This is a genomic window from Streptomyces liliiviolaceus, assembly GCF_018070025.1.
Lineage (GTDB): Bacteria > Actinomycetota > Actinomycetes > Streptomycetales > Streptomycetaceae > Streptomyces > Streptomyces liliiviolaceus.
This window is the reverse complement of the sequence record NZ_JAGPYQ010000002.1, coordinates 2,273,938-2,287,723: the sequence shown is the minus strand read 5'-3', so window position 1 is coordinate 2,287,723 and position 13,786 is coordinate 2,273,938. Positions and strand designations below refer to the sequence as shown.

Sequence of the window (13,786 nt, the reverse complement as noted above, 5' to 3'; positions counted from 1 at the left end):
TCGTTCGAGTCGTCGGCCCCGGCGTCAGCCGCGGGCGGCGGCGTGGTCGTCGGGTGCGGCCTGCGCCCAGGCGTAGTCGGTGGCGTCCCGGCCCATCTCCTCCGGCGACAGGCTCATGTAGGCCAGCGCGCCCTCCATCGTCGGCGGCTGGATCTGCCCGCCGAGGAACCGGTCGATGACGGTGGTGTGCCCCTGGAAGCGCCGCGGAGCCTGTTCGAAGACCCACTGGCAGGGCGCCGAGCAGAAGACGTACCGGCGCCCGTCCCGGTCGAGGATCTTCGGCAGCGGGCTGGCGAGCCTGCCCGCCCGGTATCCGGCGGGCGCCACCACCGGGACATGACACAGATTGCAGATCATGGGGAACGTCTCGGGCAGGGTGGCCTCCGGACGGCCCGCCCTGAGGTTCGCGGCGATGACGTCCCAGTGCCCGCCGAAGGTGTCGTGCCAGCCCGGGTACTTCTCTTCGAGCCACTCCCGCTCCTCGGGAGCGACACCCGCGTCGGGGTTCCACCAGACGGTCGGGCGCCAGTACCAGATGCCGAGCTGAAGGGCGTGGTGGTACCAGTCGAGTTCGGGCAGGAAGTGCTCGTCCCAGTACCAGGGCTTCTCCAGGCCGAAGTCACGGAACTGGTCCAGGAACTGCTTGCAGATCCACTCCTGCATGAACTCCTTGAAGGAGTGGCCGCGGTGCTCCAGCGGCGTGTAGTAGTCCATCGACAGCCCGGTCAGCAGGGCGAAGAGCCGCCACGACCGCCAGAACATGTGGTCCACCAGCTGCTGCGCGGCATCCTTGCGGCCGTGCTCCACCAGGAGCTTGATGGTCGGTTCCCCCTGCTGGGAGTGCCGGGCCTCGTCGGTCTGGATCGACGAGATCAGCGCCCCGAAGTCCACGTCCCCGACCTTCATGGCGTCCGCCGCCATCCCGAGGAACTGCAGGTTGGTGAACCCGGTCTCGAACGTGAAGGTCAGCTGGACGGCCGTGGACACCGCGTCGTTCGCGGTGAACATGTCGTCGAACAGGCTGCGGGCGGCGACCGCGCCCCACTCGTTCGTGTGCAGCGCCTTGTGCGCCCAGTCCGCCCGCGGCTCCCTGGCCAGCAGCCCGTGGGGGAAGTAGGTCTGGATCTGGCCGTGGCGCATCTCGTCGAGGGTGCCGAAGGTCGCCATGTTCCGCCACGCAGCCGCGCGCCCGAACCGGCCCATCCGGGACTCCGCGAGACTCGCCAGGTACTCCGGGATCGCGATCACGCCGTAGTGCGCGATGATCGCCGACTTCCACCCCGGATCCAGCTGCTCGTACACCTTCGACCGCCCGATGACGGCGTTGACCGCGTAGACACCGGCGTCCTTGCCGTACTGGTTGTGCACGTACTCCGGGTACGTGACCTTGTACGGCTCGTCCCACACCCACCACGCCTCGGCCGGCAGCCCGAAGCCGTCGGAGAGCTCGGCCGGCCAGACCTCCTCCTCCTTGACATAGGACAGGGACCAGTTCATGTCACGGGTCAGGTCGTACCACTCGGAACGGGCAAGACGCGGCATGCGCCGTCTCCCTCCGTACGGGGTGCCGGCTCGTACCACCGGCCTGTGCCGATCGGTGACGTCCACTCATGGCTATCACCGCGACGGTGCCCGCGCCATATGCGTGTCGGTAAGCAGAAAGGGCCGTTACGGTTGCATCCATGGATGGGGAGCACCACGGCGATCCGGGTCTGTTCGGTCCGGACTCCGTGACCTGGCAACTGCACGGCGACCCCATGATGTGGGTCGCCGGGATCCGCGCGCTCTACCTCCAGGCGCTCCATCCGCGCGCGGTGCGCGGTGTCATGCAGAACTCCGACTTCCGCAAGGACGCCTGGGGCCGGCTGATGAGGACGGCCCACTTCGTCGGCACCACCACGTACGGGACGAAGGAGGCGGCCGAGAAGGCGGGTGCGCGCGTGCGGAGGATCCACACGATGCTCACGGCGACCGACCCCGGCACGGGCGAGCGCTACGGCATCGACGAACCCGCGCTGCTGCTGTGGGTCCACTGCGCCGAGATCGACTCCTATCTGCACGTCCTGCGCCGCTCCGGCCTCCGGCTCACGGACGCGCAGGCCGACCGGTACATCGGCGAACACCGCGTCAGCGCACGCCTGGTGGGCCTCGACCCCGCCGACGTACCGTCCGACCAGGCGGAACTGGCCGCCTACTTCGAGAAGACGCGGCCGGAACTGACCGCAGGACCGGAGGCGCGGGACGTCGACGACTTCCTGCGCAGACCGCCCGTCCACCCGCTGCTGGTCCCGGCGCGGGCCCTGCTGTGGCGCTGGGTGGCGCAGACCGCGTACGCCTCACTGCCGCCCCACGCCCATGAGTTGTACGGAAGATCCGTACGGTCGACCCGGGCGGTGACCCGCCGGCTGCGCCTCACGGGCACCGTGCTGCGCTGCGTTCCCGCACGTCTGCGCTGGCAACTGCCGCCCAAACACATTATCCGCGCCATGTCACGGCTCGGCCCCGGCTCGCGCCCCGCACCGTACAAAGTCGGACCATAGCTCGTCATACTGGGCGGGCCAGGGGAGGGCGGGTCCGGACGACGGGGGCGATCGCGGGAGATGGGGGAGACCAGGCTCATCCAGGGCCGGTACCGATTGCTCGACCTGATAGGTCGGGGCGGCATGGGAGAGGTGTGGCGGGCGCGGGACGAGTCGCTGGGCAGACAGGTCGCCGTCAAGTGCCTCAAACCACTGGGCCAGCAGCATGACAACGCGTTCACGCGGGTGCTGCGGGAGCGGTTCCGGCGCGAGGCCAGGGTCGCCGCGGCCCTCCAGCACCGCGGGGTGACCGTCGTCCACGACTTCGGTGAGTCCGACGGTGTCCTGTACCTGGTGATGGAGCTGCTCGACGGCCGCAATCTGAGCCAGCTCCTGGAGGACAACAAACAGCATCCCCTGCCGGTCGGCGACATCGTGGACGTCGCCGAACAGGTCGCCGCCGCCCTCGCCTACACCCACCAGCAGGGCATCGTGCACCGCGATCTGAAGCCCGCCAACATCATGCGGCTCGACGACGGCGCGGTGAAGATCTGCGACTTCGGCATCGCCCGCCTCGGCCACGACATCGGCTTCACCTCACGCCTCACCGGCACCGGCATAGCCATGGGCACCCCGCACTACATGTCGCCCGAGCAGATCGGCGGCACCGAGGTCGACCAGCGCAGCGACCTCTACTCCTTCGGCTGCGTCCTGTACGAGATCGCCACCGGCGCCCCGCCGTTCGACCTCGACGACGCGTGGGCGGTCCTCGTCGGACACCGGGACACGGCACCCGAGCCGCCGCGCAGCCACCGGGCCGAACTCCCCGAGTTCCTCGACCGGATCATCCTCGACCTGCTGGCCAAGGAGCCCGGACGGCGCCCGCACGACGCCCGCGAGCTGGGCCGCCGGATCGGCGCGGGCCGCACCACACCGGCGTACGTGCCGACCATGGTGTCGGCGCCCCTGCGGCCCGAGGCGGTGAGGTGGCCCGAGGTACGGGAGTGGCCCGAGGCGGCGGGACGCCCTGGGACGACGGCACGTCCTGAAGGGGCGGGGAGCCCTGGGACGGCCGGGCGGCCCGTCGCCCGCGAGGCGCGGCTGCCGTCCTGGACCCGCGGCATGACCACCGGCCACAAGGCGACCGGGACCGGCGCGGGGCTGCGCGCCACACCGCCGGATGCCGCCGCGGGCCTCACCGGCGACTGGATCGCCCGCACCGACACCCGCGGCGCCCCGGACCCGGCGCCCGCCGAACGGCCCACCCCGGCACCCGAGTTGCTCACCGCGCTCACCGGCCGCCACAACGCGGGGCTGAGCCTCGGCCGGCTGAGCCGCTGGGCGGAGGCGGGCGAGGTGCACCGCGCCGTCGCCGCCGAACGCGAGCACGCCCTGGGGCCCGACCACCCCGACACCCTGGCCAGCCGCTACGAGGTCGGCTTCACCCTCAGCCGCACGGGCCGCCCCGCCGACGCGCTGCGCGAGTACACGCACGTGGCCCGCACCAGGGAGCACGTACTCGGCCCCGAACACCCGGACACCCTGGCCGCCCGCCAGGAAATGGCGTACGTACTCGGCCAGTTGGGCCGTCACTTCGAGGCGCACCAGGTCTATACGGGCGTGCTCGCCACCCGGGAACGCGCCATGGGACCCGACCACCCGGACACCCTGCGCTGCCGCCACAACCTCGCCTTCAACCTCAGCAGGCTCGGACGCCTCGACGACTCGTACCGGATGGCGAGCGAGGTCGCCACGGCGCGCGCCCGCGTGCTCGGCGCGAACCATCCAGACACCCTCGTCACCCGGTACGAAGTCGCCTACGCACTCGGCCAGTTGGGGCGGTGGACCGAGGCGCTGGGCACCTACCAGGAGGTCGCGGGAGCCCGGGCGCAGGCCCTCGGGCCCGACCACCCGGACACGCTCGCCGCCCGCTACGAGGTCGGCATCAGCCTCGGCAGGCTCGGGCACAGCGCGCAGGCCCTGGAGCTGTACCGGGGGCTGATCGACGACCGGACCCGGGTGCACGGGCCCGCCCATCCCGAGACCCTGCGCGCCCGGCACGGCCTCGGGGTCAACCTCGGGCGGCTCGGCCGGTGGGAGGAGGCGCTCGCCGAGTCCCGTGACGTGTGCGCCATCCGGGAACGGGTCCTCGGGCCCGATCACCCGGACACCCTGGTGAGCCGTCGCGAGGTCGCCGTCGGGCTCGGCTGGCTCGGCCGGTGGGGGGACGCGCTCGCGGAGTACCGGCAGGTGGCCGGGGCGCGTGAGCGGGTGCTCGGCGCCGACCATCCCGACGCGCTGGCCAGCCGGAACGACGAGGCGCACTGTCTGGAGCAGTTGGGGCGGGCGGGGGAGGCGGCGGCGTTGTACCGGAGGGTGGCTGCGTTGCGTCAGCAGCGGGTTTCCGGGGCCTGGTGAGGCACCGGGCTGTCTTTCGGCTCACGTGGGGCTGCGCCCCCCCGGCCCCCCGGTTGTTTTCGGGTGCGGGCCGGTGGGGGCTGGGCGCGCCGTTCCCCGCGCCCCTGGGTGGGTGGGGGTCGGGCGGATTTGCCGGGTGCGGGCTGTCCGTGGCTGGGCGCGCCGTTCCCCGCGCCCCTGAGGGGGGTGGGGGTGGGCGGGTTCTTTTGGGTGCGGGTCGGCCGTGGCTGGTCGCGCAGTTCCCCGCGGCCCTGGGTGGGTGGGGGCCGGGCGGATTTGCCGGGTGCGGGCTGTCCGTGGCTGGGCGCGCCGTTCCCCGCGGCCCTTAGGGGCTGGGGCGCCCCCACATGGGTGTCCGCCGGGTGCGTGTGGGGGTGGTCGGTGTGGATCTTTGCGTGTTACCTAGGGGGATGGGTGCTCACGAGGGATACCGGGAACACGACGTCGTCATTGTCGGCGGAGGGCACAACGGGCTGGTGGCCGCCGCCTATCTGGCCCGCGCGGGGAAGTCCGTGCTCGTTCTGGAGCGGCTGGCGAACACCGGCGGCGCCGCCGTGTCGACGCGGCCGTTCGCCGGGGTCGACGCCCGGCTGTCGCGCTACTCCTATCTGGTCAGCCTGCTGCCCCGGAAGATCGTCCGGGACCTGGGCCTGGACTTCCGGGTCCGCGGCCGCAACGTGTCCTCGTACACCCCCACCGAGCGCGGCGGCCGGCCCGCCGGACTGCTCGTCGGGGGCGGCGAACGGCGCACCCGGGAGGCCTTCGCCAAGCTCACCGGCTCGGGCAGTGAGTACCAGGCCTGGCAGCGCTTCTACGGCATGACCGGCCGCCTCGCCAAGAAGGTCTTCCCCACCCTCACCGAACCGCTCCCCACCCGCGACGAACTGCGCCGCCGCATCGACGACGAGGAGGCCTGGCGCATCCTCTTCGAGGAACCGCTGGGGATCGCCGTCGAGGACACCTTCGCCGACGACCTCGTCCGCGGAGTCGTCCTCACCGACGCCCTCATCGGCACCTTCGCCGACGCCCACGACCCCACCCTGCGGCAGAACCGCTGCTTCCTCTACCACGTGATCGGCGGCGGCACCGGAGCCTGGGACGTCCCGGTCGGCGGCATGGGCGCCCTCACCCACGCGCTGGCCACCGCCGCGCGCAACGCCGGCGCGGTCCTTGCCACCGGACACGAGGCGCTCCGGGTGGAGACCGACGGACGCGCCGCCGAGGTCACCTACCGGACCGCGGACGGCGAGGGAACCGTCGCAGCCCGGCACGTGCTCGTCAACGCCTCCCCGCAGGAACTCGCGCGACTGACCGGCGACGAGGCGCCCACCCCCGCCGAGGGCGCCCAGCTCAAGGTCAACATGTTGCTGAAGCGGCTGCCCCGGCTGCGCGACACCTCCGTCGACCCGCGGGAGGCCTTCGCCGGGACCTTCCACATCGCCGAGGGGTACGAGCAGCTGGCGACCGCGCACGCGCAGGCCTCGTCCGGTGTGCTGCCCGAGGCGCCGCCCTCCGAGATCTACTGCCACTCGCTGACCGATCCCACGATCCTGGGCCCCGACCTCCAACAGCAGGGCTACCACACGCTGACCCTCTTCGGGCTGCACACACCCGCCCGGCTCTTCGCCCAGGACAACGACGGCGTACGCCGCGAACTGCTGAAGTCGACCCTGGCGCAACTGGACGCACACCTCGCCGAACCGATCGTCGACTGCCTGGCGACCGACGGGGACGGCCGTCTGTGCATCGAGGCCAAGACCCCCCTCGACCTGGAACGCGACCTGCGGCTCCCCGGCGGCAACATCTTCCACCGCGACCTCGCCTTCCCCCACACCCAGGAGGAGACGGGCCGCTGGGGCGTCGAGACCGCCCACCCCAACATCCTCCTCTGCGGCGCGGGCGCGGTGCGGGGCGGAGGAGTGAGCGGGGTACCGGGCCACAACGCGGCCATGGCCCTCCTGGAAGCCCCGTAGGGGCGCCTCAGGGGCGCGGGGAACGGCGCGAGCAACCCCCACGACCCGCGGTCGCATCCGCTACGGCAGGACCAACGGCGGGGGCTGTTCAGGGGCGCGGGGAACGGCGCGGGTGACCCACCACGACCCGCAGCCGCGTCCGCTAGGGCAGGGCCGACGGCGGGCGGCCGCCCCAGGGGGCGCGGGGAACTGCGCGGGCGACCCCCACGACCCGCAGCCGCATCCGCTACGGCAGAGCCGGCGGCGGACGCGGCAGGTCGTGGGGCCGGGCCCGCTCAGTCCGAGGACACCACCCACCCCACGGCCTCGACGCGCGCCGAGTCCGCCGGACGGCCGTCGTCGAACAGGACACGCCCGTCGTCACCGACCCGCAGCGCGTCCACGTACGCACCCCGCCCCACATACAGCCGGTCCGTCGTGTACCGCCACCGCAGGACGAGCCGCGCGGCAGCGGGAAGGTCCGCGCCGACCCGGTGCCACACCCGGCCCGACCAGCCGGTCACCGATCCGGCCGGATGCCCGGCGGGAGCCTCACCGTCGCGGACGGTCGTGAACGGCACCGCCTGCCACGTCTCCCCGCCGTCCGCCGACGACTCCAGGAAGAGCGCGTCCGCCTGCGGTTCGGTGTCCCACCACAGCGCGCACCGCAGCCGCCCGCCGGCGCCCACGTCCAGCGCGGGCAGTGTCAGCGTCGCGGAGGCCGCGGTCGCCATGCCGGAGAACCAGGCCGCACGCCCCCGCGCGGGCCGGACCGGAACAGCGCGGGCCAGGTTGTTGGCGGCGGCGACCCGGGGAGCCGAACCGGAGCGCCAACTGCGCACCGGATGAACGGAGTTGCCGAGGAGGACGAGGAACGAGTCGGTCGTCGGGTCGAGGACGAGCGAGGTCCCCGTGAAGCCCGTGTGCCCCGCGGTGCGCGGAGTGGCCATCGCGCCCATGTACCAGTGCTGGTAGAGCTCGAAGCCGAGACCGTGCTCGTCGCCGGGGAAGGCCGTGTTGAAGTCCGTGAACATCAGGTCCACGGACTCCGGCTCCAGGATGCGCGCCCTGCCGTACACCCCGCCGTTGAGCAGCGTCCGGCCGAGTACCGCGAGGTCCCACGCGGTGGAGAAGACACCGGCGTGCCCCGCGACACCGCCCAGGCTGTACGCGTTCTCGTCGTGCACCTCACCCCATACGAGCCCCCGGTCGAGCCCCGACCACGGCTTGCGGGCGTCCTCGGTGGCGGCGATCCCCGGCTTCCAGGAGGCCGGCGGGTTGTATCGGGTGCGGCGCATGCCGAGCGGCGCGGTGATCTCGGTGCGGAGCAGGACGTCCAGGGCGCGGCCGGTGATCTTCTCCAGGACCAGCTGCAGCGAGATCAGATTGAGGTCCGAGTAGAGGTACTTGGTGCCCGGCGGATTGAGGGGCGCCTCCTTCCAGACGAGTTGGAGCTTCTCCTCGTACGTCGGCGCGCTGTAGAGCGGGATCCAGGCGCGGAACCCCGAGGTGTGGGTGAGCAGTTGGCGGATCGTGATGTCCTGCTTGCCCGCGCCGCCGAAGTCCGGGAGGTACGAGGCGACCTTGCCCTCCAGTTCCAGCGTGCCGCGCTCGATCTGCTGCACGGCGAGGATCGATGTGAACAGCTTGGACACCGAGGCCAGGTCGAAGACCGTGTCCTCGGCCATCGCGATCTGCCGCTCCGCGGGGAACTCCACGGCGGTGTCGGTCTTCTCGTCGTACGCCGAGTAGCGCACCGCCTTGCCGATCGGCTCGTGCAGGGCGACCGTAGCGCCGCGGCCCGCGAGCAGCACGGCACCCGCGTACCAGGGGTACTTGGGGGAGGGTGCGAGGAACGACTCGGCGTCGGTGACGAGTTGGCGCAGCGGGCCAGGCAGCAGGCCGGCGCGTTCGGCGGAGCCGTGGCGCAGGGTCGGGTGCTTGGAGCCCCCGGCTCCGTCGCCCTTGCCCGTGCCGGGCGCAGCCGACGCCGCGGGCAGAGGCGCCAGGATCAACGCGCCTCCCAACGCCGTCAGACCGCGCCCCACTTGACGGCGGGTCGGCCCGCCGTCCGCTCTGTCCCCCGTCGATGACATCGATGCCATTGAAGAGCCTCCCGTCACGCCGTCACGCCGCTTGAAAGTATTTTTCCGCCCACACCGTGCCCGGTGAAACTTTTGTGTCAGAGGAGGGCGGTGTCAACGGTGGCGCTCCGACTCGTCCACGGTCCAAAAAACTGACGGTCCATCAGAAAAGCTCTTCCCTCGTCCACGGGACTGCGGCATCCTGCGCCCATGCAGACGGAGTTGAGCAAGAAACTGGGAGTCGAGCACGCCCTCTTCGGCTTCACGCCGTTCCCCGCCGTCGCCGCTGCCATCAGCCGGGCCGGTGGATTCGGTGTGCTCGGCGCGGTCCGCTACGCCGACCCCGATGAACTCAAACGGGACCTCGACTGGATCGAGGCACACGTCGACTCGATGCCGTACGGGCTCGATGTCGTCATGCCCGCCAAGAAGGTCGAGGGTGTCACCGAGGCCGACGTCGAGGCGATGATCCCCGAGGGGCACCGCCAGTTCGTCAGGGACACCCTGGCCAAGTACGCGGTGCCCGAACTCGACGAGGGGGAGGCCTCCGGCTGGCGCATCACCGGCTGGATGGAACAGGTCGCCCGCACCCAGCTGGACGTCGCCTTCGACTACCCGATCAAGCTGCTGGCCAACGCGCTCGGCTCGCCGCCCGCCGACGTCATCGAGCGCGCCCACGAGAAGGGCGTGCTCGTCGCCGCCCTCGCGGGCAGCGCCCGGCACGCGCGCAAGCACGCCGAGGCGGGCATCGACATCGTCGTCGCCCAGGGCTACGAGGGCGGCGGACACACCGGCGAGATCGGCTCCATGGTGCTGACCCCGGAGGTCGTCGAGGCCGTGGCGCCCCTGCCCGTGCTCGCCGCGGGGGGCATCGGCAGCGGACAGCAGATGGCTGCAGCGCTCACACTCGGTGCCCAGGGTGTGTGGCTCGGCTCCATATGGCTGACCACCACAGAAGCCGATATGCACTCGCGCGCCGTGACCCGGAAACTCCTGGCCGCCGGGTCCGGCGACACCGTCCGCTCGCGCGCTCTGACCGGGAAACCCGCACGGCAGCTGCGTACCGAATGGACCGACGCCTGGGACGACCCGAACGGGCCCGGCACGCTCCCCATGCCCCTGCAGGGACTCCTGGTCGCCGAGGCGCTCTCACGGATCCAGAAGCACGAGGTGGAACCGCTGCTCGGCACACCCGTGGGCCAGATCGTCGGCCGCATGAACAGCGAACGCGCAGTCCAGGAGGTCGTCGACGACCTCACCCGCGGCTTCGAGGAGGCCGTGGACCGACTCGACCGCATCGCCGGAAGGAGCCACGAGTGAGCCAGCCCCCCAACGGCTTCTGGTCCCAGGCCACCGCCGACCCTGAACGCATCGTGCTCGTCGCGACCGACGGCGAGGAGTGGACCGCCGGACGGCTGCACGCCGAGGCCAACCGCCTGGTCCACGGACTGCGCGCCGCCGGACTCGAACGCGGCGACTCCTTCGCCGTCGTGCTGCCCAACGGCGTCGAGTTCCTCACCGTCTACCTCGCCGCCTCCCAGGCCGGCTTCTACCTCGTGCCCGTCAACCACCATCTGGTCGGCCCCGAGATCGCCTGGATCGTGGCCGACTCCGGGGCCAAGGCCCTCATCGCGCACGAGCGGTTCGGCGACGCCGCACGCCACGCGGCCGACGAGGCGGAGCTCCCCGCGGACCGGCGGTACGCGGTCGGTGCGGCCGGTACGACGAGCACGGCCGGTGCGATCGAGGGGTTCCGGCCGTACGGCGACCTCCTCGACGGGCAGCCCGGGACCGTGCCCGCGGACCGGACGCTCGGCTGGGTCATGAACTACACCTCCGGCACCACGGGGCGACCGCGCGGCATCCGCCGACCGCTGCCCGGCAAGCTCCCCGAGGAGACGTATCTCGGCGGTTTCCTCGGCATCTTCGGGATCAAGCCGTTCGACGGCAATGTGCATCTGGTGTGCTCGCCGCTCTACCACACGGCGGTCCTGCAGTTCGCGGGCGCGTCCCTGCACATCGGGCACCGGCTGGTGCTGATGGACAAGTGGACGCCCGAGGAGATGCTCCGGCTCATCGACACCCATCGGTGCACCCACACCCATATGGTGCCGACCCAGTTCCACCGCCTGCTCGCGTTGCCGCAACACACCAGAGAGGCCTACGACGTGTCGTCCATGCGACACGCCATCCATGGCGCCGCCCCCTGCCCGGACCATGTGAAACGGGCCATGATCGAGTGGTGGGGCCACAGCGTCGAGGAGTACTACGCGGCCAGCGAGGGCGGTGGGGCCTTCGCCACCGCCGAGGACTGGCTGAAGAAACCCGGCACGGTCGGCAGGGCGTGGCCCATCAGCGAACTCGCCGTCTTCGACGACGACGGCAACAGGCTGCCGTCCGGCGAACTCGGCACCGTCTACATGAAGATGAGCACCGGCGGATTCTCCTACCACAAGGACGAGACCAAGACGAGGAAGAACCGCATCGGGGACTTCTTCACCGTCGGCGACCTGGGATATCTCGACGAGGACGGCTATCTCTTCCTCCGCGACCGCAAGATCGACATGATCATCTCCGGCGGGGTCAACATCTATCCCGCCGAGATCGAGGCCGCGCTGCTCACCCACCCCGCCGTCGCCGACGCGGCCGCCTTCGGGATCCCGCACGACGACTGGGGCGAGGCGGTGAAGGCGGTCGTCGAACCCGCGCCCGGCTTCGAAGCGGGCGAGGCGCTGGCCGCGCGGATCCTCGAACACTGCGCACAGCAACTCGCCGGGTACAAGCGCCCGGGGAGCGTCGACTTCATCGAGACGATGCCACGCGACCCGAACGGGAAGCTGTACAAACGACGGCTCCGGGAACCGTACTGGGAGGGTCGTACGCGACCGGTGTGAGGCCCCGGCACGGATGTGGGTCGGTGCCATACGGCTTCGGCCCACATGTGCTCCGGTGCCATGTGCTACCGGCCCGTATGCGCTCCGGTCCTGTGTGGTCCCATGCCACCCCATGCCACAGGAGACCGTCCCCATCGCCCGTCCCGGAGCCGGTCCCGGAGCCCGTGCCGCCCGGCTTGACCTGCGACCTGGACGGAACCAGGATCAAGTCCCATGACGCCTGGACACGGCAGCACGGTTGACGGGGTACTGCGACGCAGCGCCCGGCGCACCCCGGCTCGCGCAGCGGTCACCTACCGCGAACGCACCTGGACCTACGCCGAACTCGACGAGGCCGTCTCCCGCGCGGCCGAGGTACTGCGCTCCTCGGGACTCGCCCCGGGCGACCGCGTCGGCGCCTACGGGCACAACTCCGACGCGTACCTCATCGGCTTCCTGGCCTGCGCCCGCGCCGGGCTCGTCCATGTGCCGGTGAACCAGAACCTCACGGGCGACGATCTCGCGTACATCGTCGGCCAGTCGGGCAGCACCCTGGTCCTGGCCGACCCGGATCTCGCGGACCGGCTCCCCGACGGCGTACGGGTGCTGCCGCTGCGCGACGCCGAGGACTCGCTGCTCGCCCGGCTGGAGTCGACACCCGCCTACGACGGCCCCGAGCCGCGCACCGAGGACCTGGCGCAGCTGCTCTACACCTCGGGCACGACGGCCCTGCCCAAGGGCGCGATGCTGACCCACCGCGCGCTGGTGCACGAGTACCTGAGCGCGATCACCGCCCTCGACCTGAGCGCGGGGGATCTGCCCGTGCACTCGCTGCCGCTCTACCACTCGGCGCAGATGCATGTGTTCCTGCTGCCGTACCTCGCGGTCGGCGCCTCCAACACCATCCTCGACGCCCCCGACGGGGACCTGTTGTTCGACCTCGTCGAGGCCGGCCGGGCGGACAGCCTCTTCGCGCCGCCCACCGTGTGGATCGGTCTGTCGAACCGCCCCGACTTCGCCACCCGCGACCTGAGCGGACTGCGCAAGGCGTACTACGGGGCGTCGATCATGCCGGTGCCCGTCCTGGAACGGCTGCGGGCCCGGCTGCCGAAGCTGGCCTTCTACAACTGCTTCGGCCAGAGCGAGATCGGTCCGCTGTCCATGGTCCTCGGGCCGCACGAGCACCGGAAGAAGCGGCTGGACTCCTGCGGACGTCCGGTGCTCTTCGTGGACGCGCGGGTGGTCGACGAGGACGGCAAGGACGTGCCCGACGGCACCTCAGGTGAGGTCGTCTACCGCTCGCCGCAGCTCTGCGAGGGCTACTGGGACAAGCCCGAGGAGACGGCCGAGGCCTTCCAGGACGGCTGGTTCCACTCCGGCGATCTGGTGGTGCGGGACGCCGAGGGGTACTTCACCGTCGTCGACAGGGTGAAGGACGTCATCAACTCCGGCGGTGTACTGGTCGCTTCACGGCAGGTCGAGGACGCGCTCTACACCCACCCCGAGGTGGCCGAGGCCGCGGTGGTCGGGCTGCCCGACGAGCGGTGGATCGAGGCCGTCACCGCGGTCGTCGTACGCCGCGGCGAGGTCACGGAGGACGAACTGCTCGCCCACGCCCGGGAGAAGCTTGCCCACTTCAAGGCGCCCAAGCGGGTGGTGTTCGTGGACGAGCTGCCGCGCAACGCGAGCGGGAAGATCCTCAAGCGGGAACTGCGGGACCGGTTCGGGGAGGGTTCCCAGGTGGCGGCCCCTGGCGACCTTGACTCACCGGTGACCGAATCTTTGCCGGGCGAACCCCCGCCCCACTGAACTGAATCCGCCGGTGGGCCGTACCAGTTACGTTACGGCGGTCCGACCACCCGAGCCTGGTCCGCCCAGCCACCACCGGGTTTCGCACGGAAGGACCTTCGGGTTGTCTAGCACCACGAACTCTCACTCAT

Annotated in this window: 8 protein-coding genes; 6 read left to right on the top strand and 2 right to left on the bottom strand. The window is 71.4% G+C overall.

Annotated elements, in window-relative coordinates; genetic code table 11:
- Positions 1 to 24: 24 nt before the first annotated feature.
- Positions 25 to 1,542, bottom strand: coding sequence for a ferritin family protein (locus J8N05_RS45240; RefSeq protein WP_210893699.1), 1,518 nt, complete (start codon positions 1,540 to 1,542; stop codon positions 25 to 27).
- Positions 1,543 to 1,682: 140 nt separating this feature from the next.
- Here J8N05_RS45240 and J8N05_RS45235 point away from each other — a divergent pair, with 140 nt between their 5' ends.
- From J8N05_RS45235 to J8N05_RS45225, 3 genes are all read left to right on the top strand, one after another.
- Positions 1,683 to 2,540 (top strand): oxygenase MpaB family protein, encoded by an 858-nt coding sequence (locus tag J8N05_RS45235; RefSeq protein ID WP_210893697.1) that lies wholly within the window; start codon positions 1,683 to 1,685, stop codon positions 2,538 to 2,540.
- 60 nt (positions 2,541 to 2,600) lie between these two features.
- On the top strand, positions 2,601 to 4,937 hold the full coding sequence (locus J8N05_RS45230; RefSeq protein ID WP_210893695.1) for a serine/threonine-protein kinase: 2,337 nt from the start codon (positions 2,601 to 2,603) through the stop codon (positions 4,935 to 4,937).
- A 410-nt stretch (positions 4,938 to 5,347) separates the two neighbouring features.
- Entirely contained in the window at positions 5,348 to 6,910 is a 1,563-nt protein-coding gene (locus J8N05_RS45225) for a phytoene desaturase family protein (protein WP_210893693.1), read from the top strand.
- A gap of 275 nt (positions 6,911 to 7,185) precedes the next feature.
- On the opposite strand, the gene J8N05_RS45220 is transcribed toward J8N05_RS45225, so the two are convergent.
- Positions 7,186 to 8,994, bottom strand: coding sequence for a serine hydrolase (locus J8N05_RS45220; RefSeq protein ID WP_407700012.1), 1,809 nt, complete (start codon positions 8,992 to 8,994; stop codon positions 7,186 to 7,188).
- Between the two features lie 189 nt (positions 8,995 to 9,183).
- Between J8N05_RS45220 and J8N05_RS45215 the strand changes: the two genes are divergently transcribed.
- The 3 genes from J8N05_RS45215 (at position 9,184) to J8N05_RS45205 (ending at position 13,655) form a co-directional block, all read left to right on the top strand.
- A complete protein-coding gene (locus J8N05_RS45215) occupies positions 9,184 to 10,293 on the top strand; it encodes an NAD(P)H-dependent flavin oxidoreductase (RefSeq protein WP_210893689.1) in 1,110 nt (369 codons plus the stop codon).
- Positions 10,290 to 11,867 (top strand): acyl-CoA synthetase, encoded by a 1,578-nt coding sequence (locus tag J8N05_RS45210; protein ID WP_210893687.1) that lies wholly within the window; start codon positions 10,290 to 10,292, stop codon positions 11,865 to 11,867. The genes J8N05_RS45215 and J8N05_RS45210 overlap by 4 nt, the downstream gene beginning before the upstream one ends.
- A 213-nt stretch (positions 11,868 to 12,080) precedes the next feature.
- Positions 12,081 to 13,655 (top strand): acyl-CoA synthetase, encoded by a 1,575-nt coding sequence (locus J8N05_RS45205; protein WP_210893685.1) that lies wholly within the window; start codon positions 12,081 to 12,083, stop codon positions 13,653 to 13,655.
- The last annotated feature ends 131 nt before the right edge of the window (positions 13,656 to 13,786 follow it).